This is a genomic window from Eubacterium sp. AF34-35BH (assembly GCF_003477765.1).
Taxonomy (GTDB): Bacteria; Bacillota; Clostridia; order Lachnospirales; family Lachnospiraceae; genus Eubacterium_G.
The window spans coordinates 99,320-123,742 of the sequence record NZ_QUDZ01000001.1; the positions used below are offsets into that span (position 1 = coordinate 99,320).

At 34.0% G+C, this 24,423-nt stretch carries 19 protein-coding genes; 14 read left to right on the forward strand and 5 right to left on the reverse strand.

From position 1 onward, the window contains the following. Positions 1-119: 119 nt before the first annotated feature. Together DWZ69_RS00550 and DWZ69_RS00555 are read right to left on the reverse strand one after the other, a co-directional pair. Positions 120-527, reverse strand: coding sequence for a hypothetical protein (locus tag DWZ69_RS00550; RefSeq protein WP_117999284.1), 408 nt, complete (start codon positions 525-527; stop codon positions 120-122). Further along, positions 520-1,008 carry a sigma-70 family RNA polymerase sigma factor gene (locus DWZ69_RS00555; RefSeq protein WP_117999285.1) on the reverse strand — a complete coding sequence of 163 codons (489 nt, stop codon included), beginning with the start codon at positions 1,006-1,008 and terminating at the stop codon, positions 520-522. Before DWZ69_RS00555 ends, DWZ69_RS00550 begins: the two co-directional genes overlap by 8 nt. A 224-nt stretch (positions 1,009-1,232) precedes the next feature. Between DWZ69_RS00555 and DWZ69_RS00560 the strand changes: the two genes are divergently transcribed. The 3 genes from DWZ69_RS00560 to DWZ69_RS00570 all read left to right on the forward strand — a co-directional run bounded on the left by DWZ69_RS00560 (position 1,233) and on the right by DWZ69_RS00570 (position 5,544). After that, complete coding sequence (locus tag DWZ69_RS00560; protein WP_117999429.1) at positions 1,233-2,237, forward strand: sigma-70 family RNA polymerase sigma factor; 1,005 nt, start codon at positions 1,233-1,235, stop codon at positions 2,235-2,237. A 56-nt stretch (positions 2,238-2,293) separates the two neighbouring features. Further along, the gene (locus tag DWZ69_RS00565) at positions 2,294-3,781 is read left to right on the forward strand and encodes a hypothetical protein (protein WP_117999286.1); all 1,488 of its coding nucleotides are present in this window, start codon (positions 2,294-2,296) and stop codon (positions 3,779-3,781) included. Between the two features lie 152 nt (positions 3,782-3,933). After that, positions 3,934-5,544: a hypothetical protein gene (locus tag DWZ69_RS00570; protein ID WP_117999287.1), complete on the forward strand. Its 1,611-nt coding sequence runs from the start codon at positions 3,934-3,936 to the stop codon at positions 5,542-5,544. Positions 5,545-5,699: 155 nt separating this feature from the next. Here the strand turns inward: DWZ69_RS00570 and DWZ69_RS00575 are convergent, their stop codons facing one another. Continuing rightward, a complete protein-coding gene (locus DWZ69_RS00575; RefSeq protein ID WP_117999288.1) occupies positions 5,700-6,131 on the reverse strand; it encodes an acetolactate synthase in 432 nt (143 codons plus the stop codon). An 18-nt stretch (positions 6,132-6,149) separates the two neighbouring features. After that, a complete protein-coding gene (locus tag DWZ69_RS00580; protein ID WP_118435568.1) occupies positions 6,150-7,448 on the reverse strand; it encodes a phenylacetate--CoA ligase in 1,299 nt (432 codons plus the stop codon). Between the two features lie 564 nt (positions 7,449-8,012). Between DWZ69_RS00580 and DWZ69_RS00585 the strand changes: the two genes are divergently transcribed. The 7 genes from DWZ69_RS00585 (at position 8,013) to DWZ69_RS00620 (ending at position 20,020) form a co-directional block, all read left to right on the forward strand. Beyond that, a complete protein-coding gene (locus tag DWZ69_RS00585) occupies positions 8,013-10,778 on the forward strand; it encodes a glycoside hydrolase family 3 protein (protein ID WP_118435571.1) in 2,766 nt (921 codons plus the stop codon). A 235-nt stretch (positions 10,779-11,013) separates the two neighbouring features. Further along, entirely contained in the window at positions 11,014-13,299 is a 2,286-nt protein-coding gene (locus DWZ69_RS00590) for a hydratase (RefSeq protein ID WP_118435574.1), read from the forward strand. A gap of 47 nt (positions 13,300-13,346) precedes the next feature. Beyond that, positions 13,347-15,437, forward strand: a complete 2,091-nt coding sequence (glgB, locus tag DWZ69_RS00595) for a 1,4-alpha-glucan branching protein GlgB (RefSeq protein WP_117999292.1) — start codon at positions 13,347-13,349, stop codon at positions 15,435-15,437. A gap of 67 nt (positions 15,438-15,504) precedes the next feature. After that, on the forward strand, positions 15,505-17,625 hold the full coding sequence (locus tag DWZ69_RS00600) for a hypothetical protein (RefSeq protein WP_118435577.1): 2,121 nt from the start codon (positions 15,505-15,507) through the stop codon (positions 17,623-17,625). 438 nt (positions 17,626-18,063) lie between these two features. Further along, a complete protein-coding gene (locus DWZ69_RS00610; RefSeq protein WP_117999294.1) occupies positions 18,064-18,744 on the forward strand; it encodes a LytTR family DNA-binding domain-containing protein in 681 nt (226 codons plus the stop codon). Beyond that, positions 18,744-19,343: a hypothetical protein gene (locus tag DWZ69_RS00615; protein ID WP_118435580.1), complete on the forward strand. Its 600-nt coding sequence runs from the start codon at positions 18,744-18,746 to the stop codon at positions 19,341-19,343. The genes DWZ69_RS00610 and DWZ69_RS00615 overlap by 1 nt, the downstream gene beginning before the upstream one ends. Before the next feature lie 47 nt (positions 19,344-19,390). Further along, a complete protein-coding gene (locus tag DWZ69_RS00620; RefSeq protein ID WP_118435583.1) occupies positions 19,391-20,020 on the forward strand; it encodes a GHKL domain-containing protein in 630 nt (209 codons plus the stop codon). A gap of 290 nt (positions 20,021-20,310) precedes the next feature. On the opposite strand, the gene DWZ69_RS00625 is transcribed toward DWZ69_RS00620, so the two are convergent. Continuing rightward, positions 20,311-21,870 (reverse strand): TadE/TadG family type IV pilus assembly protein, encoded by a 1,560-nt coding sequence (locus tag DWZ69_RS00625; protein WP_118435586.1) that lies wholly within the window; start codon positions 21,868-21,870, stop codon positions 20,311-20,313. A 454-nt stretch (positions 21,871-22,324) separates the two neighbouring features. Here DWZ69_RS00625 and DWZ69_RS00630 point away from each other — a divergent pair, with 454 nt between their 5' ends. From DWZ69_RS00630 to cpaB, 4 genes are all read left to right on the forward strand, one after another. Then, positions 22,325-22,963: an A24 family peptidase gene (locus DWZ69_RS00630; RefSeq protein WP_118435589.1), complete on the forward strand. Its 639-nt coding sequence runs from the start codon at positions 22,325-22,327 to the stop codon at positions 22,961-22,963. 73 nt (positions 22,964-23,036) lie between these two features. Beyond that, positions 23,037-23,225, forward strand: coding sequence for a Flp family type IVb pilin (locus tag DWZ69_RS00635; protein ID WP_118435592.1), 189 nt, complete (start codon positions 23,037-23,039; stop codon positions 23,223-23,225). A gap of 107 nt (positions 23,226-23,332) precedes the next feature. Then, positions 23,333-23,734, forward strand: coding sequence for a TadE family protein (locus DWZ69_RS00640; protein WP_158561073.1), 402 nt, complete (start codon positions 23,333-23,335; stop codon positions 23,732-23,734). A gap of 12 nt (positions 23,735-23,746) precedes the next feature. Beyond that, positions 23,747-24,394, forward strand: a complete 648-nt coding sequence (gene cpaB, locus DWZ69_RS00645; protein ID WP_118435595.1) for a Flp pilus assembly protein CpaB — start codon at positions 23,747-23,749, stop codon at positions 24,392-24,394. Positions 24,395-24,423: the final 29 nt, after the last annotated feature.

Sequence of the window (24,423 nt, forward strand, 5' to 3'; positions counted from 1 at the left end):
GTCTGTCTCTTCTTTTATTGAGCGGCATTCGTTTTGCGAATGCCGCGTGCTTATTGATTTTTCTCAAATGCTTACACAAAATAAACAAGTAAAAATAAAAATCAATAAGTAGTGAGGTATTATTTTTCCGAACTATTTATTTCCATGTTTACTTCATTTTTATTTTTATCCATATTTACATTTACATCCATGCTTTCATCTTCAATAGTATCCTTGTTTACATTCACCTCCATTTCTTCATCGTTACTTTTATAAATGTATTTCCCTTTTTCTGTTTCCTTTAGTTCTGTCTTTTTGCCGTTTTCATCTGTTAGCATTACCTGTATGTTTTTGGTAATACTAGAGCCGGTAGCTGCATATGACACAACGTTTGATGTAGCGAATAAAGCTATAAGAACTAGTGCTACAGCAGCATAACGTAATCTAAAGTTTTTGATTTTATTATTTTTTGCTTCCATATTTCTTACCTTTCTTAAACAGTCATCGGAAATATTAATTTCGTCAAACATTTTTTTATAATTACTCATCTAACCAATCTCCTTTCAACTTGTTTTTTAATTGAGCTCTTGCACGCATTAATCTAGTTTGAATAGTGGTTTCTTTTATATGCAGGATTTGAGAAATCTCCTTTATGGAATATCCCTCGTAGTAATACAAATGAACCACGATTCTATACTTTGAATTTAGATTCATTACTGCATCGTAGAGCGTTGATGTTTTTTCGTCTTCAAAAGAAAATTCGGCATCTGATACAGATTCATCCCAGGATACAATTCTTTTATGCCAAAAAGAAGTACACATATTCTTTGACTCGTTTATGGCTACACGAATAAGCCAGCGTTTTATATGTTCTTCGTCTGTGAAGCCATCCTTGCGCTGTAATAATTTTAAAAAAGTATTCTGCACAACATCTTCTGCATCATATTTGTTTTTGCAATAATTGTAGGCAATTTTGAATACAGTATTGGCATGTTTAGTTACGATCTGATTGTATAATTGTATGTCCACAGGACTTCCTCCTTAATGTCTTGAAAGATCTTTCTAATAATACAACAATTCAAATGGAAAAAATATCACAAAAAAATAATTTTATGAGATAATAAGTTGTATGCAAATCAGAAGTTAGTTTTGCATTCAACCCCTTGAAATTTTTTCGAGACCTTTTTCCACCCCACACCGTCTAATTAATGTATACAAAAAAAGATGATCATCAGGAAGGACGTACAAACAGTATGAAAAAAGAAAAGTTAGGTGAGACAATAATCGAGTCTCAGGAAAAACTGTATCATATAGCAAAGTCAATGCTTTTTGATGATGAAGACTGTTCAGATGCAATTTCTGAGACTATTGTTAAGGCTTTTAGTAAGATCCACACACTCAAGTCAGAGGAATATGTAGATACATGGTTAGTGAGAATCCTAATAAATGAGTGCTACAACGTTATCAGACAGAAGAAAAGAGTAGTGTCATTAGAGGATTATATGATGAAAAGTCAGACGACAGAGCATAAGGATTATACGGATTTGTACAATGCAATCGGACATCTAAGTGAAAATGAACGTATTTGCGTATCGTTATATTATTTAGATGGTTACAAAGTTAAGGATATTGCCGAGATATTGAAAACAACAGAAAGCGCTGTAAAAAATAGATTGGCAAGAGCCAGAGCAAAAATGAATGATGAAAGTTATTCCATGGATAAGATAATGTACATTAATTTTGAAAAACAGTATTATGTAGTCCAGTTAAATCTAGGTGAAGATATTTCAAAAGATGAAGCCGTTAAAATAGCCGAAGGTGTACAACTTGTTGAATCAAAAGTAGCTGACAGAGCGGTTGAAGATTACAGTGACAGTGTGGCTCAGGGAAAACTCGAGTCTACAGATGCTACAGCGGAAGTTACAAGTGTAGATAAGGCTAAAGTTAATTTAGCTAAGGTTGGTAACAGCTTTAAGGAAAGTGGGGCTGATGATGAAAATAAACTCCTAACAGGTAAGGTTACAGATGTAAAAATTTTTGATAACCTTAACATTTTAGGAGCTGATAAGAAAAACTATAGCGAGGTAATTGATTCAAAAGGAAATCTTTTACAGGACACAATTAAATACTACAAGAGTGGGGATGGTGAAAATAGTATAGATAAGGTTGTTAAGTCACGCAAGGTTAATCAGAAATTTATTTATGCAACTGTTCAGTACACAAAAGCTATATTATTATATTGTATCAGAAATAGGTGATATGATACAATGAAAATATAGTATAGATACGGATTAAATTTAAGGAGGGAATTTTTATGAAAAAAATTATTACATTTATTGTAGTGGGAGTTTTGATGCTTTCGACAAACGCTGCAGTGTTTGCTAATAGCACTACAACCTCTATGAGTGTAGGAACAACACATACAGGATTGGTAAAGGAAGATGGACAGCTTGTCATGTGGGGGATGAATGAATATGGAGAGTTTGGAATAGGGAAAACATCTATGTTTAAACAGGGATTTACAGATAGTGAAAAAGATGTTGTAGATGTTGCCTGTGGATATTTTTATTCTACTGCAATATTAAAAAAAGATGGAAGTATGTGGGTTTGTGGCAGGAACAATTATGGACAACTAGGTAACGGAAAACATGGAATTACGCAGATAAGTAAAGAATTTGTCAAATTGGACACGAATGTAGTAAAAATTGGTGCAGGTGAAGGCTATTTCATATATTTGAAAAAAGATGGTAGCTTATGGGGAGTTGGTAGTTCAGACTCAGGTAAATTGACTAACAAGTATAGTGGAGATTACGTTACAAAACCTGTAAAATTAATTGATGGAATTAGAGATTTTTCTACCTACTGTAGAAACACAGCTGCAATTAATAAAAGTAATGAACTCTATATGTTTGGAAATAACACAAACGGTCAGTTAGGAATTGGAAATAATAATGAATCTGTTAATGTAAATTTACCGGTTAAGGTTTTAGAAAATGTAAGAACAGTTTCATGTGGTGTGGATTATGTGTTAGCAGTAAAAAATGACAACACATTATATAGCTGGGGAAAAAATGACTATTGCCAGCTTATGAATGGAAAAACAGCTTATGACAAAGATTATGTTCAGGTATATAAACCAACCAAAGTGGCAGACAATGTTTTGAAAGCCTGTGCGGGAGGAGATGATTCGGCATACATAACAATAGATAATAAATTATACATGACAGGTCGCAGTTTATATGGACAGTCAGGAATAGATCCGGTTACATATATAATTAAAGAGCCAAGATTAGTGGCAGAAAAAGTAAAGGATGTAGCAGTTCAGGAACATACAATATATACCACTTTAGATGGGAAAACTTATACAGCAGGCCATAATATGAATGGGAGTGGGGATTTCTATGATGGATTTATGGAAAGACCTTATACAATAGCAGAAGAATATGAATTTAGTAAATTACTTGATTTTAATAATAAAAGTTACGTTGTTCCAAAAAAAATAAAACAATCCATAATTGTAAAAACAAAAAAGGTAAAGGTTAAGCAGAAAAAACTTAAAAAGAAAAAACAAATCGTAAAAGCCATTACTGTCAAGAATGCTCAAGGAAAAGTAAATTATATAAAAATAAAAAAGGGATCATCGTCCAAACTTTCAATAAATAAAAAAAGTGGAAAAATCTTAATTAAGAAAGGCACGAAGAAAGGAACATATAAGATAAAAGTTAAGGTGGTAGCAGCAGGAAACTCAAAATATGAATCAACATATAAAGTTGTAACGGTAAAAATTAAGGTAAACAAATAAAGATAAAACATTGAAATAATAACAAAGGAAACATTTTTCAAACTTATTGAAGTGCGAAAGATGTTTTCTTTTTTGGTAAACTTTGTTAAAAAAATATCTATTATAGATTTTTGAAAAAAAGAGTTCTATAATAGTAAATCGAGGTGTTATAAATGAGAAAGAAAGTATGTATATTGGCTATTTCAGCGATGACTATATGTTCCGTACCAGTTTCGGCAAATACTCATACTATATCCACAACTCAGAAGGTATTGGAACATTCATCTGAGAATCAAATAGTCGATGATGGCGTTTTTGAAGTAGACAAGGTATCAGAGAAGAAGATTATAAAGTTCTACAAGAAAAATTCCAAAAAGAAAAAATTAACAAAAATTGATAAATATAAATTAAAAGTAGAAGATTTAGGAATTGTTAAGAATTCAAGGGATGACGATTTTACAAAGATTAAGTCAGAGGATAATAAAAAGTCAAAAACAGCAGGCTATATCAAAAACAATTCGGCTGTTAAAGTAATTGAGTATTCTAACAATTTTTACAAAATAAAATCAGGAAAAGTAACAGGCTATATTGGTGAAAAAAATTTATTGGTAGACAAAGAAGTAGAGCCTTTTTTGCTGAAAAATAAAAACGTTACAGCAAGTTTCCATAAAGGAAATACAAACTTAAGAAACAGTGAGAGAAGCAAAAGCACTGTAATTGGTGTTTGCTATAAGAATAGTGAGTACCCAATTGTTAAGTTTTCCAAGGATTATAAGAAAGCAGAAATTAAAAGAAGCGAAACTGTAACAGGTTGGGTTTCGGTGAAAGAAATTAATATTGGAATCGAATCTCATAAGGCAATGACCACGAAAGCATATAAAGAGTATATTGCAGCAGAGAAGAAAAAAGAGCAGGAAGCTTTAGATCAGGCTTTGAAGCAGGCAATTAATGCAAGTGTTGGTACAACGGGCAATAGCTTGGTTGACGCATCAATTTCTTTGATTTCACGTAATGAATCGGGAGATTTTAGAGCCGCAAGAAACAAGTTGTCAAGATTCGCAGGCGAAAAGACAATTACTGTTGGCGCATGGCAGTGGTATGGCGAGAGAGCTCACAATCTTTTGAAGGAAATATATGCTGCTGATAAGGATAAAGCATTTAATCTTGCAAAAAGCGTTTATTATGGCAAAAAGCGAGAAGAAAATGCAAAGAAATTTATTGCAGATATCACTTCATCAGACAACTGGGAAAGTACAAAGCGTAAATTTACTGACAAGGAAATTACGGCTGTAAAAGCACTTCTTGGAAGTGGAAATGGCGTTGCGGTTCAGAAATCGCAGGTGAAAAAAGACGTTAATAACATTGTAAGTATTGCAAAGAATACATATAAATTAAAAAATCCGGCACTTGTTGTATATTTCGCAGATATGTTTTGGCAGAGCCCTAATACGGCAAGAGAAGTGGCAAAACAGACAATAGATTATTTCAAAGGTACAGACAAGTTGAATGCAGACAAAAATGGATTAGCAAAAATGCATGAGTTTGCAACAAAAAGCTCAACTTTTGGAAAATTTTCAACAAGACGCAATTATACATATTCTGCATGTAAAAAACTTAATTCAGGTACTGTGGATACAATAGCGATTGAGAAAAAGAAGCAGAAACTAGCCCAGGAGAAGGCAAAGAAAGCAGAAGAAAAGAAGAAACGTCAGGAAGAAAAAGCCAAAAAGAAATTAGAGCAAAATAAAAAACAGGAAAAGCTCGAAAAAGAGCAGAACAAATAAGAAAATAACTAATATTAGGGAATCCCCCAAAAACGTAAAGCAATAAAAAAGAGATGCTGCTAAGGTTAAAAACTTAGCGGTGTCTCTTTTTTTGAACTAATAATAAACAAGGGGTGACCGATTAGGTCGCCCCTCTATATTACCTTGAAGAACCATTACATCTTCATAAGATCTTCCTGTGAAACTAATTTCACGCCATTCTTTTTCATAATGGCTGCAACTTTGTCATTGTCTTTAACGCGACAAACCATAAGTGCATCGTCAGTTCCTCTTGCAAGGAATGTGTAAACATATTCAACACTTACACCAGCTTCTGCAAGAATGTTCATTGTTTTTGCCATGGCACCTGGTTCATCGGGAATTTTCACACCAACAACCTGTGTAAGATTGCAAATCCAATCGTTATCTTTTAACAATGTAAGCGTATCTAAGGGCTTATCTACAATTATTCTAATAATACCAAAATCGCTTGAATCAGCAATTTCAAAAGCACGCATGTCAACGTGATTATCTGCTAAAAAGTTTGTAAACTTGGCAAGGTTGCCTGGTTTATTTTCTATAAAAACTGAAATCTGATTTATATACATAACTGACCTCCTAAAATATTAAATTTTTCTCTTGTCAATAACACGAACAGCTTTTCCTTCTGAACGAGTAATTGATTTTGGCTCTACTAGTTTTACCTTTGCATAAATTCCAAGCATGCTCTTAAGGGCGGCAACAATATCTTTTTCTTTTGTTTCAATGTCGCTAATTGTGTCAGAGAACATTTCAGGAGTCATTTCAACTAAAACTTCCATTGTATCGCTATTGTTTACGCGGTCAATAATAAGCTGATAGTTTGCAGGCATACCCTGTTTAATAAGAACTTCTTCAATTTGTGAAGGATAAACATTAACGCCTTTAATAATAAGCATGTCATCTGAACGACCCATAAGTCTGTGAATTCTTGCATGTGTACGTCCGCATTTACATTTTTCTCTTGTAATGTATGTAATATCTTTTGTACGGTATCTGATAAGTGGAAAGGCTTCCTTAGCAAAACTTGTAAATACTAATTCGCCGATTTCTCCATCAGGAAGTGGTTCAAGTGTATCCGGATCAACTATTTCAGGGATAAAATAGTCTTCACAAATATGCATACCTTCCTGAGCTTCACATTCAAAAGCAACACCAGGACCTTCAATTTCTGTTAGGCCGTAAATATCGTATGCTTTGATGCCAAGCTTTTCTTCCAAATTGTGTCTCATTTCTTCAGACCATGCTTCTGCACCGAAAATACCGGCTTTTAACTTGATTTGGTCTTTGATTCCACGCTCTTCAATTGATTCTGCCAAATATGAAGCATAACTTGGTGTACAGCAAAGAATAGTTGAACCTAAGTCTGTCATAAACTGAAGCTGTCTGTCTGTGTTCCCTGATGACATAGGAAGAGTCAGGGCTCCAACTTTATGAGAACCACCGTTTAATCCAGCACCACCTGTAAAAAGTCCATAACCGTATGAAACGTGAACTACATCTTCGTCTGAACCACCTGCGGCAACAATTGCTCTTGCACAACCGTTTTCCCATTTGTCAAGATCTCCATGTGTGTAGAAGTCAACTACTCGTTTTCCGGTTGTACCTGAAGTTGAATGAATTCGCACACAATCCTTAAGAGGAAGTGCCATTAAGTCATATGGGTAAGCATCTCTTAAATCATCCTTAGTTAAAAAAGGTAATTTTGAGATGTCATCAATTGACTTGATATCATCAGGAGTAACTCCTACAGCTTCCATTTTTTTCCTGTAAAAAGGTACGTTTTCATATACTCTTTTTACTACATCTAAAAGTCCGTCGTTTTGCCATTGATTGATCTGCTCTCTTGAGGCAGTTTCAATATCTTCTTGAAAATATTTTCCCATTGTTTAAGTTCCTTTCCTACGTTCATTTTGTAGTAAAATTTTTTGAAAAATTAACTACACATAGTAATTTAATTTTAACTTATTTAGCGCGTTAAAGCAATAAATTACAAAGGGTAAACATAACCAAAAAAAAGTTTGAAAATTTATAATAATTATCCAATAAATTTTATATTAAATATGGGAAAAAGATTTTATAGTGTTAAAATATAGTGCGTGATAAAAATACAGTGTTGGGATTAGCGCATTCAGCACCGATAATGTCTCTGGCGACATTATTTCTTTAAAAAAAGTAATAAAAAGTATTTTATGTTTAAAAATAAAAACGTTACAATTATAGACCGACATTATGTATAATGCCTTTTCATGCGAATAAAAAACAGAAATAAAAATGTTTTCGGAAAAGCGGCAAATTCACGCTAATAAAAACATTTTTCTGCCCATAAAATCTAGTAATTCCCATTTCCCTATGATATAGTGATTTATAGATATTTAGCGTGAGATTTTTAATGAAAAAATCATTGAATTTAATTATGTTAAGGGATAATAAAGTTGGAGGAAAATTGAATGAGCGAGAATTTAAGGGGCGTTCCTGTTAAGGGATTCGCAGAAAAAAGCCGAGAAGCGGCAGTTGAAGGCATTGTTTTACTAAAGAATCAGAACAATGTACTCCCATTTTCAACAGAGGATAAGATTTCAGTTTTTGGTAGACCACAGTTAGAATATTATAGAAGCGGAACCGGTTCAGGTGGAGAGGTTCAGGTAGAATATGCTACAAATATTATAGATGGTTTCAAAAACAGCAATCTTAATATTAATGAAGAACTTGCAAATGATTATGTAGAATGGCTTAAGGACCATCCATTTGACAATGGTGGCGGCGGCTGGGCTTGCGAGCCTTGGTTCCAGAAAGACATGGACATTACTGTAGAGTACGCAAAGAAACAGGCTCAGGTATCAAACAAGGCTGTTTACATTATTGGACGTACAGCCGGAGAAGACAAAGATAACTATAACGGAGAGGGAAGTTATTTATTAACAGAAGAAGAAATTTCTAATATTAAAAACATAACAGAAGCATTTGAAGATGTAGTAGTTGTCTTAAATGTTTCTAATATAATTGATATGAAGTGGGTTAATAATCCAAAGTTTAACAGCAGGGTTAAGGCAGTAGCATACGTTTGGTCAGGTGGTATGGAAGGTGGAAACGCAGTTGTTGACGTTCTTTCAGGAAAAGAGACACCAAGTGGTAAGTTACCTGACACAATTGCTGAGAACCTTGAAGATTACCCATCACATGAGAATTTCGGAGATCCACTTACAAATCTTTATAAAGAAGATATTTATGTTGGTTACAGATATTTCGAAACTTTTGCACCTGAAAAGGTTGTCTATGAATTTGGCTTCGGACAGTCATACACAACATTTGATATTGAAACTTTATCTGCAAAGGTAGAAGACGAAAAAGTTAAACTTCAGGCGAAAGTTACAAACACAGGTGATACATATTCAGGAAAAGAAGTTGTTCAGGTTTACTACAGCGCACCACAGGGCAAGTTAGGAAAGCCTGCAAAAGAACTTTGTGCTTATGTTAAAACAAATAAGCTTGCACCATCAGAAAGCCAGACAGTTGAAATTGAATTTGCTGTAAAAGACATGGCTTCCTATGATGACAGTGGAGTTACAGGAAATAAGTCCAGCTATGTTTTAGAAGCAGGTGACTATGCAATATATGTAGGTAACAGTGTAAGAAATGTAAAAGAAGTTCTTACATACAATGTTGAAGAATTAGTAGTAACAGAACAGCTATCAGAAGTTTGTTGCCCAAATGACGAGAACTTAACTATTTTAAAACCAGGCAAACAGAAAGCTGACGGAACTTTTGAAAAAGAATACATCCCTTCACAGAAGCCAACAGTAGACATGGCAAAGAGAATTGAAAATAATTTACCAGAAACAATGGAAATTACAGGTGATAAGGGAATTACTCTTCAGGATGTATATAAAGGAAAAAACACAATTGAAGATTTTGTAGCACAGCTTTCAGTTGAAGAATTAGCACAGATTGTAAGAGGCGAAGGTATGAGTAATCCTAGAGTAACTCAGGGTACAGCTTCAGCTTTTGGTGGAATTTCAGATGCATTATTTAATTATGGAATTCCTGCAGCATGTTGTGCAGATGGACCAAGTGGTCTTAGATATGATGGAAAAGCTACACAGCTTCCAATTGGTACAGCTCTTTCAGCTTCATGGAATGCTCCGTTAGTAAGAGAACTTTACACAATGGAAGGTGAAGAATTAAGAGCAAATCAGGTAGATACTTTACTTGGACCTGGTGTAAACATTCACAGACATCCGCTTAACGGACGTAACTTTGAATATTATTCAGAAGATCCATACCTTTCAGCAACAATGTCAGTTGCTTCAACAGGAGGTATTAAGGATGGTGGTACCTGGGGAACAATTAAGCATTTTGCTTTAAACGGACAGGAATCACATAGATTTAAGGTTGACGCTGTTTGTTCAGAACGTGCAATTAGAGAAATTTACTTAAAGTCATTTGAAATGGCTGTAAAAGAAGGCACTGTAATGACTCTTATGACAAGTTACAATCCTATTAACGGACATTGGGCTGCATCAAACTATGACCTTTGTACAACAGTTCTTCGTGGAGAATGGGGATACAAAGGTATTGTAATGACTGACTGGTGGGCAAAGATGAACGACGTTGCCTTCGGTGGAGAAGAATCAAATCAGGATATAAGAGACATGGTTCGTTCACAGAATGATGTATACATGGTTGTAAATAACAATGGTGCAGAAGTAAACTCAAACAACGATAACACAGAAAGCTCTGTTGAAGCAGGAACTTTAACAGTTGGAGAACTTCAAAGAGCAGCAATTAACATTTGCAACTTTATCCTTAACGCACAGGTAATTGAAAGAGAATTAGTTGACACAGATGTTGCTAAACATTATCCTTCAGTTCCTGTAAGTGAAGCAAAATATGAACAGTTTAACTTAGCAGAAGACAACAAGGTTATGTTCAACAGTGGCAAGGAAGCAACAATGATTGTAGAAGAAGATGCAGAATACACAATCATTGTAAATATTGCATTTGAGAAATCAAACTTAGCTCAGTCTACTGTAAATGTAAATGCAAACGGCGAGAACATGGCAGTTATTCAGACAAACGGTACAGACGGTAACTGGATTACTCAAAAACTTTGCAAGGTTAAGTTAGACAAGGGTGCATATAATATTAAACTAGAAGTTGTTTTAGCCGGAATCAAGGTTAAATATATGCAGTTTAAGAAACTTAAAAGAAAATAAATTTAGATAAGCCATATATCAAAAAGGAGAGGTCTCTTCAAAACAGTTTGTAGTTTTGGAGTGACCTCTTTACGTTTGAAAATGAATCGTTTTTATACGGTTTATCTCTTGTGTATGAAAAATAAAAAAGTAACGTTACTTAAAGGTGCTATAACCATCAATCTTACTTGAAAATAAGCCCTAAATTTTGTATACTTAAAAGAACTGAAAGGTTAGTAAAACGTAGGAGGCAGAAATGATCAAATTATCAAATGGCGGAGCGTATCTCATTAACGGAACAGAAGTTATTGAGGACGGAAACGAAGAACTTTTAAAAAGTAAATTAGGAAGTAAGTATCTTTCAAAAGAAGAAGCAGGCAAGAACACAATTGCTTATGGAATTTTGAAGGATCATAACACATCTGGAAGCATAGACAAGCTTCAGATTAAGTTTGATAAATTAACATCTCACGATATTACTTTCGTTGGAATTATTCAGACAGCAAGGGCATCAGGACTTGAAAAATTCCCAATTCCTTATGTACTTACAAACTGTCATAACAGTTTATGTGCAGTAGGTGGAACAATTAATGAAGATGACCATATGTTTGGACTTACATGCGCAAAGAAATATGGTGGAGTTTATGTACCACCTCATCAGGCAGTTATTCATCAGTTTGCGAGAGAAATGTTAGCTGGTGGTGGAAAGATGATTCTTGGTTCTGATTCACATACACGTTATGGTGCCCTTGGTACTATGGCAATGGGTGAAGGTGGACCTGAATTAGTAAAACAGCTTCTTTCACAGACATATGACATTAACAGACCTGAAGTAATTGGAATTTACATGACAGGAGAACCTGCAAAGGGAGTTGGACCACAGGACGTTGCACTTGCAATTATCGGCGAAGTATTTGACAAGGGCTATGTTAAGAACAAGGTTATGGAATTTGTTGGACCTGGTGTGTCAAGTCTTAGTGCAGACTTCAGAATCGGTGTTGATGTAATGACTACAGAAACAACATGTTTATCATCAATTTGGAGAACAGATGAAAAGATTAAGGAATTCTATGACATTCATGGAAGAGTAGATGAATACAAGGAATTAAATCCTGGAGAAGTTACATACTACGATGGAATGGTTTATGTAGATTTATCAAAGATTAAACCTATGATAGCAATGCCTTTCCACCCAAGTAACACATATACAATTGAAGAAGTAAATGCAAATCTTGAAGATATTTTAAGAGATGTTGAAAAGAAGGCTTTAGTTTCATTAGATGGTCAGGTTGACTACAAGCTTACTAACAAAATCAGAAACGGAAAGTTATATGTTGATCAAGGTATCATCGCAGGTTGTGCAGGTGGTGGATTTGAAAATATTTGTGCAGCAGCAGATATTCTTGATGGAAAGAGCATTGGTGCTGATGAATTTACACTTAGTGTATATCCTGCTTCAATGCCTGTATACATGGAACTTATAAAGAACGGTGCAGCAGCATCAATTATGGAATCAGGAGCAGTTATGAAAACAGCATTCTGTGGACCATGTTTCGGTGCAGGTGACACACCAAGTAATAATGCATTTAGTATCAGACATTCAACAAGAAACTTCCCTAACAGAGAAGGCAGTAAATTACAGAATGGTCAGATTTCATCAGTTGCACTTATGGATGCAAGATCTATTGCAGCTACAGCAGCCAACAAGGGTTATTTAACAGCAGCTACAGATGTTGATGTAGAATTTAAGAATCGTACATATCACTTTGATAGTAGCATATATTCAAACAGAGTATTTGACTCACATGGCGTTGCAGACCCTGATACTGAAATTCAGTTTGGACCAAACATTAAGGACTGGCCTGAAATGGTTGCACTTACAGACAATCTTTTACTTAAAGTTGTATCAGAAATTCATGACCCTGTAACAACAACTGACGAACTTATTCCTTCAGGAGAAACATCTTCATACAGATCAAATCCTTTAGGACTTGCAGAGTTTGCACTTTCAAGAAAAGACCCTGAATATGTAGGCAAGGCCAAGGAAGTTCAGAAGGTTGAAAAAGCTAGAGAAGAAGGCAAGTGCATGTGCGATTATTCAGATGAATATAAAGCAATCATGGAAACAATCAAGGGACAGTTCCCTGATGTAAATAAAGACAATGTTGGAGTTGGTAGCACAATCTATGCTGTAAAACCAGGTGACGGTTCAGCAAGAGAACAGGCTGCATCATGTCAGAAAGTTTTAGGCGGCTGGGCTAACATTGCACAGGAATATGCTACAAAGAGATATCGTTCAAACCTTATTAACTGGGGTATGCTTCCATTTATTTATGAACAGGAAGAACTTCCATTTAAGAAAGATGACTATATTTTTGTACCTAACATTGCAGAAGCTGTTAAGGACAAGAAGTCAGATATACCTGCATATGTAGTTGGTGAGGGCGAATTAAAACCATTTACATTAAAGTTAGGTGAAATGACAGACGATGAAAGAGATATTATCTTAAAGGGATGTTTAATTAACTATAACAGAGTATAAAAATCAAACTAATAAAGGGCGTATTGGTGCGCGGGAAGGAAGGCCATATGCAAAATAAAAGAGCTATAACAAAAGACGACTGTTATTTATTTGGAGAAGGTACACACTACGAAATATATGAAAAATTAGGAGCACATGTTACGGAAATTGATGGTGTTAAAGGAACATATTTTGCAGTGTGGGCACCACATGCTACAAATGTTTCAGTCATTGGAGAATTTAATAACTGGATTGGATACGACCATAATATGAAGATGGAGAATGATTCAGGTATTTGGGAACTATTCATTCCAGGAGTAGACGAAGGAGCATTGTATAAGTACGTTATTTCTACTCAAACCGGAGACACTTTATATAAAGCAGATCCTTACGGAAACTGGGCAGAAATGAGACCTGGCAACGCTTCTCGTGTAGCCAATATCGACTCATATACATGGAATGACCAAAAATGGATTAAGGAAAAAGCGTCTGAAAATCATTATGAAAAGCCAATGTCTATATACGAAGTACATCCTGGCTCATGGAGAAAGAACTATAAAGGACCTGACGATGAAGATGGCTTCTATGACTATAGAAGAATGGCTGATGAACTTGTAAAATATGTTGTGGACATGGGATACACACATGTAGAATTAATGGGAATTTTGGAACATCCATTTGATGGTTCATGGGGATATCAGGTAGTAGGTTATTATGCACCTACTTCAAGATATGGAACCCCACAGGATTTTATGTATCTTGTGGATTCATTCCATGAAGCAGGAATTGCGGTAATACTTGATTGGGTTCCTGCACATTTCCCAAGGGATGAACATGGTTTAGCATTTTTTGATGGAACACCATTGTATGAATATGCTGACAGCAGAATGGGTGAACATCCTGATTGGGGCACAAAGGTATTTGATTATTCAAAGACAGAAGTAAGCAATTTCCTTATTGCAAATGCTTTATTCTGGGTTGAAAAATATCATATTGACGGACTTAGAGTTGATGCCGTAGCATCAATGCTTTACCGCGATTATGGTAGAGAAGACGGTCAGTGGATTCCAAACATTTATGGTGGAAAAGAAAATCTTGAAGCTGTAGAATTTTTCAAACATTTAAGCAGTGTTATGAACTACAGAAATCCAAGAGCTTATATTATTGCTGAAGAATCAACAGCATGGCCAAAGGTAACAATGGATCCTAAAGAGGGAGGACTTGGTTTCTCTTACAAATGGAACATGGGCTGGATGCATGATTTCTTAGAATATACTAAGTTAGATCCATTGTTTAAAAAGAACAACCATAACAAGATGACTTTTGGCATGACATATGCATTTAGCGAAAACTTCATTTTAGTTTTATCACATGATGAGGTTGTTCATTTGAAATGCTCTATGATTAATAAGATGCCAGGTTATCCTGCTGATAAATTTAAGAATTTAAAAACTGCATATACATTTATGTTGGGTCATCCCGGACGTAAGTTACTGTTTATGGGACAAGAATTTGCACAGTTACAGGAATGGTCAGAAAGCAGAAGTCTTGATTGGTATTTATTAGACGAACCAGAACACAAGGATATGCAGGATTATGTAAAGAAATTATTGCATTTATACAAAGAATATCCTGCTCTCTATACAGAGACAAAAGGTTATGGTGCTTTCGAATGGATTAATGCAAATGATGCAGACAGGAGTATTTTTAGTTTCATAAGAAAAACAACAGAACCTGACAATAAGAATTCAATTGGTTTTGTTTGCAACTTCACTCCGATAGAAAGACCTGACTACTGCGTTGGAGTACCAAAGGCAGGAACTTATACACGACTTCTTACTACAGAAACAGGAGAAAAACAGGAGGTTACATATAAGGCAATTGAAAGCGAATGTGACGGTATGCCGTTTAGACTTGAAATGCCACTTAGACCTTACGAATCAGTTATTTTTAAATTTCCTGAAGTAGTAAATAAGAAAGTGAAAAAGAAAGAACCAAAGGCAGAAACTAAAGCCCAGGCAAAGAACGAAACTATAGAATCTGAAAAGGCAAAGGAAGAACCAAGTGTTGAATCTAAGCCGGTACAGAAAAAGCATACAAAGAAAATGTCCAGAAGAGACAGAAAAAAACAGAAAGTAAAAACAACAAAAGGAAAATAAATTAACTAAAGGGCAGCTTGAACTGCCCTTTCAGTGCCTAAAAAGATAGGTTGAAATAGGAGATATAATGAAAAAGAAGACAACAGTAGTGGTATCTGTTTTGGCAGTAATACTTATAGCAGTTGCAGGTGCAATTGTTTTCAAAAGCCATCAGGATAACACAGCACAAAATAACAATCAAAAAGAAGAAACAAAAATGAAAAAACTTCCTACAATTACATTGAAGTATGGTGATGAAGTTATAGGAAAACTTGACGGTTACACAATGCCAATGGACGAGAGCTTAATGAGAGATGTAATCGTTCCAATTTCAACAAGTCATAAGGTTCCTATGGCTATCAAAACGCAGGGAAACAGAATTAAAACTGTTAAGTATGAAGTAAAAGAATACAACAACAATAGTCTTGTTGATAATGGTACAATTGAAGATTGGAAAGAAAATGGAGGAACTATTGATTTAACATATCAGGCAAGTGCCATTATGGAACAGGGAAAAGAATATTTCCTTAAATTTATAATCGAGACTGCAAGTGACCATGAAGTATATTACTACACAAGAGCCACAATTATGAATGGAGATAAGATTGTTCCTAATCAGATTAAGTTTGCTAAGAAGTTTAGTGAAAATACATTTAACGAGGAAAAATCAAGTGATGTTGCGGCGTATTTGGAACCAAATTCAAAGTATGCAAGTGACAGTTTAGGTCAGGCTACAATCAGATCAACTTTGGGAATGGTAATTTGGAAAACCTTCAGACCTAAGAAAATAAGTGACGTGGTTGTGTCTGCCAAAGATATTTATATTAAAGACACAGGTGAATCAGGCACATATACTTTAAACTATCAAATTGAGGCTACAAATGCTCAGAAAGTAAAGGAAAAGTATAATGTAGCAGAAACAGTGACTGTTTGGACTTTTAAAGGAAAGAATTATATTCTCGCATACAATAGGGAAGTAAATCAAATCTGGGATTGCAACGAAAATAATGTGGGAAATTCGTTTATCGATTTGGGAATACAGAAACAGACAACTACAGTATATAAGGAAAGTAGCAATCAGCAGTACATTGCCTATGAAATAAATGGCGATGTTTATGTAATGGATATTATAGAAAAAAATATTAAGTCACCATATAAACTTAAGGCAAAGTCTTCAGAGACATTGTATAAGACTAAGGCGAAGGTTGTAAATGTTGATGACAAGGGAAATCTTACGTTTATTATTTACGGTTACAGCACAAGTGGCTATCACAGGGGCAAAAATGGTATTTCGGTAATGGATTATAACTGGGAGAAAAATACTACAACAGAAATTGCCTTTATACCTAGCGATGAACCTAGCCAGATTCTTACAAATGAAATGAAGGATTTATGCTATAAAGGTGATGGAACAGTTTATTTAATGATAAATAATACAATTTATTATGTTAATTTGAAAACAAAAGAGTGGGGCATACTAGTAGATAAGTTAGAAGACGGAAGCTGTGTTTCAACTGATGATGGAAAAGTCATTGCTTACAATACAAATGGAACATTAGATGATAGTGATTCAATAACTGTTGTAGATTTATCAACAGGTACTAAAAAAGAAATAACAGAACCAGGCTACAAAATAACAGTATGTGGTTTTACAGGCGAGAATCTTGTTTATGGTATGGCAAAAGTAAAATCAACAAGAAAGTATGCGCGTTTTCCAATTACAACTTTAAAGATTGTTGATAACAAGTTGCAGGAAGTTAAGACATATAAGAAATCAGGGGTGATTTTGTCAAATATTGAGGTGACAGATTCTGTAATTAGTTTTAATAAGTGGAAAAATAATAAGAAAATTGGTGATGACCAGATTCTTAATAATACGGAAATTAAACAGCCCGTAGTAAAGTCCAGCTTTTACATGGATGATATAAAGATGCAGGAACTGGCAATTGCATTTACAAACAATTTAGATTCTAATACAGCCTTGAAAATAAACAAACCGGCAACAGTTACTTTTAGTAGTAATGTTGAAGTTTTAAACGCTGACATATATAAGAATATTGAAGGTAAATTCTTTGTTTATTCATACGGAAGACTTCAAGGAATTTACAATGACAAAAAATCAGCTATTAATGCCGGCAAGGAAAATTTTGGTGTCATTGTAAATGACAAAGGAAGCAAGATTTGGACTTTTGAAGATAATTATAATTAAGTGATAATAATAAAAGCAAAGATTGTGATACTCGCAACCTTTGCTTTTATTATTTTTTAGAAAGTATGGAAATTACTTCTTAATTTTAGCTTTGTACAGTTCATCATTAGATGATGAACTGATATTTATCTTTGACCATGATTCCTTTGAACCAGTATAATAAATGTCCTTTAAATTTTTACAATTCTCAAAAACACTAAAACCAATATAAGTTAAGGATTCCGGGAAATTAATACTTTTTAACTTGGTGTTCCTTCTTGAAAAAAGAGGTGGGATACCATTTTTTTATTGTTAATAAATTAAAAATAAATCAATCCTTGCTGAAAACATTATTAACGTATAAAATAGAAATATACATTGGGGATCTACGATGTTTAACATACATATGGATAAAGCATGAATAAGCTGAATACTTAATGATGCAAAGGAAAATTGAAAATGGTTATTGGAATATGTGATGACGAAAAAATCATGCGTGAATCAGTTGAGGCTATTTGCAAACAGGTAGCAAATAGTTACAAGGATGAGAATATAATAATTGAGACCTTTACTGATGGCAAGGAAGTTTTAGAGGGGGAGTATGATATTCTGATATTGGACATTGAAATGGAAAATTTAGACGGGATTTCTGTAAAAAACAATTTCCAAAATAGAAAAAAGGATACAATAATTATTTTTGTAACAAGTCATGATGAGATGATGAATCAGGCGTTTGGCGTAAATGTTATGGGATTTGTTACGAAAAAATATTTGGACGGTCAATTGCCGGTAATGCTTGATAATGCCATAAAAAGAGTTATGAATACAGTTAATATTGATGGTATTGACAGCAGAGATATTTGTTACATTCAGGCAGAGCACGTATATAATATTCTTCATTTAGAAGATGGAAGTAAAATGTCGGTGCGCCGTTCAAGCACAGAGTTAGAAAAGACACTTGCCGGTGTGGGATTTATACGTGTTCATAGAACATATATTGCAAATATGGCATATGTAGAAAAAATAAAAGAAAAAACAATTATTGTAAATGGAGAAGAGATACCGGTTAGTGCAAGGCTTAAAAGTAAAATAAAAAAAGAATATAGTCAGTATTGCAAAGAAAATGCGAGGTTTTGCTAATGGATAAAATTATTGCATTGTTAATATACATTTTTGAAACAATGAAATTTGTTGTTATTTCATATTATATTATTGGTTTAAAATCATCCAATGGAAAGAAAAAATATTTAATGATACCTATATGGCTACTACTTGGTATAGGAACATACATACAGGGAAGTTTGAGCCTTTTAAACAACTTACTACTTATTACCATGATAGTAACGATTTTATTTTCAGAGGGTAGGCGATTATCTATATTAAGTATAATTATAGAATGGTTTACAGCATCATTTATAGATTTGATGATGTGGTTGGTATTGGTTGCAGTTACTCCACTTGGAGAGCAGTATCGGGCAAATGAACAGTACATTGATGTTCTGGCAGATGTGGTAGGTATTTTACCACTTCTCATAATCGGCTATATAATGAGAAAGAAAAATGTCGTTTTACGAGAAAGGCTAAAATACATTCACATTGTTAAGTACATATTGATAATATTAGCAATCGTTGCTATGTGTATTGTGTCAGCCTGCATGCAGGGGATGATGTTAGGGGAAATCACATATGGCACAAAAAGATTAGTTGTGATTACAACAATAGTGTTATCATTTTCGTAGTAACCCTTTGTGTTCTTTACATAAACGTAGAAAGTTCCAGAAAGCAGTTGGCAGAGATTAATGCCTTAAACGAAAAATGTATTGAAGATCAGAAGAATTATTACCTAAATGTTATGAAAAAAGACGAAGAGCTTAGAGCTTTTAAACATGATGTAAACAAGCATATGACAGCGTTAAAAGTGTTGGTTGAAAAGAAAGAATATGACGAAATAGAAAAATATTTAAATGGTCTTAAAAGTTATTCAAAAACAGATACCATTTACAAAACAGGAAATCTTATTTCAGATTACATAATAAATGCAAAGATACAGGAAATTCGTGAAGATGGTCCTCTTGATGTGAAAATTATTGGAAAATTTCCTCAAAATATTATTCTTGGAAACACTGAAATATGTGTTATTTTTGCAAATATTTTAGATAACGCAAAGGAAGCAATTCTTGAATATGCAGGCAAAAGAAGACTTGAAATGGAGATTCGAAATTATCGTGACAGACTTTACATTACGATAAAAAATAGCTCTCCAAAAAGAGATTATGAGGAAGGAATTTCTACCAAGAAGGACAAAGAAAATCATGGCTATGGCATGAAAAATGTTCATAGAATACTGGAAAAGTATGACGGAACAATCGAAACAGAGTGGAAAGATTGTATGTTTATAACAAAAATTGAAGTTTAAAATGAACTAAAAATAAATATGTTTTTATAAAAAAAGCGTGCTCGCCAAAAAAAACGACACTTGTAAAACTTTTTTGCAAAGTATACTATAAGGGAGAAAGACGTACGGGAATAAGAGAGGAGCTAGGGAATATGTTTTTTGAACCATACAACAGTCATTTTTTTTGGAATTTAATTAAACTTATATTCGGAATAAAATAAAGGATGCAAAAATACAAAGAAAAATCTGCTTAGTAGTTTTAAGCTAAGCAGATTTTTTTATGTAATAGAAAGTACCGTCGAAATTGTAGTTTATTCTACAAGCTTTACGGAAGTTGACGTTGAAGTAGTAGTTTCTGTAGTTGAATCTTTTAAAACCGTGTCATACAAATCATCAATTATGGAATTTGTAAGTGGATAGATTTGTATTGCAGATGTAAGATTTAACTTATTTGCAATCAGATTTCCATGTACAGTTGTAACGCCACCAAGAGAAATAGTTCCTTTTGGAGCATAAACAATACCGTTAAACTCCTGAGAACCGGCAGTCAGATCAATGTCGCCGTTTTTACTGACCACAGCAAGAGAACCGCTTACGCTGTTAGATGATGATGTAAATTTAATTTTGTTTTCTGCAACCAACACGCCTGAAATATCGGCTTTTCCACCAGGGATAAAGTTGTTGCAGTATACATAGTCGCAATTTATGGAACCAATGGAACCACCATCTGAATTAATATCACCACAACAGTATATGTTGCCATTGACTGTTATATCGTCATTAGTTGAAAAAGTTGTATTCCCACTTACATATAAATTACCATTTATGGTCAACTTGCATCCATAAGCTGAAAGTTTTAAATTGCCATCTACATAAATATCTCCATTAATAACAATATCATTGGTTCGTGAATTAATTTCTAAATCACCATCGGCATAAATTATATGAGAAAAACTCTTTGTTAAAGTTCCTGATTTACCGGTAAAGTGTGCATTGTTAGAAGAAGCAGAATTAATATCGCTGCTAATAGTATCCCAACCGGAAAAACTGGTTAAGGTTGGTCGCTGTGACGGAATCAAAGCATCAACATTATCAATTATAAAATCAGGCATAGTAAGTTCTTTTTCTTCTTTGATGTAATATTCAGAATTTGTAATATCATCAATAATAGAACCATCGTTTGATTGAATTTGTATTTTGTATGGCCACCATTGAATTTTAGCTGTACCAACTTCTTCAAACTCCCCTGTTGACTCGTTTTTCTTAACAACCGGAAAACTGCTTGTAGCATATAAATTATTACCAGATTCAGATATACCGCCTAAGGCACATAGGGCTGCGTTAATTATTATGTTACCATTTCCATGAACCTGACCGTAAATACCCATACCGCCTGAATTGAAAACCATATCGTCTGTACTGCCCTGAAAAAGAAGATAATTAAAAATATTGTTAAGTTTTTTGTGGGTTTCCACAACAGGAACGGTTTCCTTGCTTGCAATTGCTCTCTTTTGTACAGTAACAGTATTAATACCAAGAATTTTGGCGAATCCGGTATTAACTTTTTTGTTTATGCTGACTTCCACTCGGGAAGAAGAATCGTTAATGGTAATCTTGGCATATTTAGGATTAATACCGTTTTCCTTTACAAATTGTTTTGCCACTGATTCTGTTGAACAGCGGTTTGGTAATTCCTTGGCTGCGGCAAGTGCAGCAGCATCACATGTATTTTGCACTTTAGCACCGGTGGAGTAGGCTGAACCAAGATCCATAGCAAGTGCAGCAGCGCCTAATAAAACAACGAGCATCAACGCAACAATAATTGCGGATGCTCCACTTTCGTCTTTTATATGTTTCGTCCATTTCATCATATTATATCCCTTTCTAAACGTCTAAGCACAAAAAGTACAACAATTAAACATCCATTTTGATATAACAAAGTACGAAATGACATTCTTTTCTTAATTATGCAATTTTGAAAAAGTAATGTCAACCTAATATTATTATGTTTTTCAAAATATGTTTAGTTGCTTTATGGAAAAACTAATAATATAGAAATATTATGTTAATGAGTAATCTTTAATAAGCAAAAGAAAAAATAATTTATAGAACGAAAGATGTAAATCCTAATTTTTACAATGGGTGACGATATGTTGGTTATAATGTATAAAAATTCTGCTAAATAAGTCTACTAGAAGTAAAAACGTTACAAAACATACGTTCAGAACAAAAATCTCCACTTGGGAACAAAGCAATAGAAAACAAGAATCAGTTATGCTATACTTTAGAAATGACAAAGATACGAAAAGACAAAGGAGGTAAGAAATGCTGGCAATCAAATTAATTGCCGGTGCATTGATTGGAACAGCTCTTAAGATTGCTTGTGATTTTATTGAGCAGAGACTTTTGTTAAACAGGAATATCGTGTACAGCCAGTGTAGAAACGAAAGGATTATTTTACATATAATAATGGCATTGGTAGGAGCTGCTATTATGTGGAAACAGAATTCTTTGTATACCATAATATACAGTTTCATATTATTAATGATTTGCGAAGTGATCGCTGTGACAGACCTGCATCACAGAATTATCCCCAATGATTTAATACTTGCAATTTTGGCTATTAAGGTAGCTTTTAGTATACCCTATGTTTTAGGAATAGAAGGTTTTCCTGAATTTTCATTAGTTTCTTCATTGTTAGGATTAGTTGCCGGATTTGCAATTTTTTCATTCCCGGCATTGTTGGCTAAGAATGTAGGAGCCGGAGATATTAAGCTGGCAGCAGCAGTTGGATTTTGTTTAGGAATTACTAATTTATTATATACCATAGTACTTATGGGAATTTGTGTATTGGCATATACAGTGGTTCAATCCAATATGACATTTAAGTTGGTTATACATGAGATGATTCCAATGGGGCCATTCATTGCAGTGGCGATGGTAACCGTAATGAACTTTTGTTAATAGGTTCGATACAACAGAATAAACTGTTGAGAGAATATAGAATTTAAAATATTATCCATAGGAGGAGTAAATTATGTTAAAGAAATTTTTTAAAGATGAGAGTGGACAGGGTATGGTAGAGTATGCATTAATTATTGCTTTAATTGCAGTAGTTGTTATTGTAGCTGTTACAGCATTAGGTGGTGGAATCAAGGATACATTCAATGGTGCTAAAGATGAATTAAATAAAGCAACAACAGCAGCAGCTGGTGGTGGACACTAAGATTAAACAAAATAACAATTTCATATTTATAAAAAAGACAGAGCAGGTTCGAAAAAATGCTCTGTCTTTTTCATTGTGGATACACTGTCAGGAAAGGAGGCATTCCATTGTTTGGTAAATTAAAAAAAAGTGAAAAAGGTCAGTCAATTGTAGAGTTTGCCCTTGTTTTACCACTGTTACTAACTTTACTTTGTGGAGTAATTGATTTTGGGTGGATATATTCTAATCAATACAGAGTAGAGAACGCATCTTATGCAGGAGCAAGGTATGCTTCACTTTATATTTCAGATTATGATGAATCAACTATGAATCAATTGATCAAAAAGGTTGAAACAAGAGCAAAGGAAGATTTATGGAACGGAGGCGAGGGAGCTACCATTTCAGTTAGCGTTGACAGCGACAAAATCAATGTGACGGTGGAATACCCGGTGAAGAATTTAACTTTCGTTGCTCAAACATTTTTTGGAAAATATTATAAGGCAACATCAACTAGCGTAACATCAATTTAAGAAGGAGCTCACATGAAGAAAATATACGTTATAGCATTAATATCGGCAGCCGTTTGTGGCGTTCTTTTATATAGTTTTTTTAGCGGATATGAAAAAAAGCAAGAACAGGTGGCAGAAACACAGGTGCAGGAAACTGAACAGGTGGTAGTTGCCGTTAAAGATATTAAAGGATATACAGAAATTAAAAGCAATATGGTGCAATTAATATCTGTGCCGGCAGGTTCATCACATAGTAATGCCGCCCATAATCTAAAAGATGTAATTGGAAAAATAACTGAAAGAGAAATTGCATCTGGAGAACAGATTTTAAATAATAAAATATACAAAAAAGGTGACTCTGGAAACAGCTTATCATATCAGATTCCAAAAGGTATGAGAGCAATGACCATTGCAGTTGATTTGCAACAGGATGTAGCAGGGTATTTATCAGAGGGAGATTTAATTGATATTATTACAACTCCAACTAATTCAAAAAATAATAAGAAGATTGTAGCTCTTTCTGCTATAAAGATTTTGAAGATTGGTGAAGTGACAGCAGCAGGAGCCGGAAATGTAAACACAAACATAACATTACTTTTAAAACCAAAACAATGTCTTGTAATGTCGGGGCTAAGTAGTTTTAACATTACATTAAGAGAGAAGACAGACAATACTAAGTAGCAATTTACATAATATTAGGATAAAAAGAA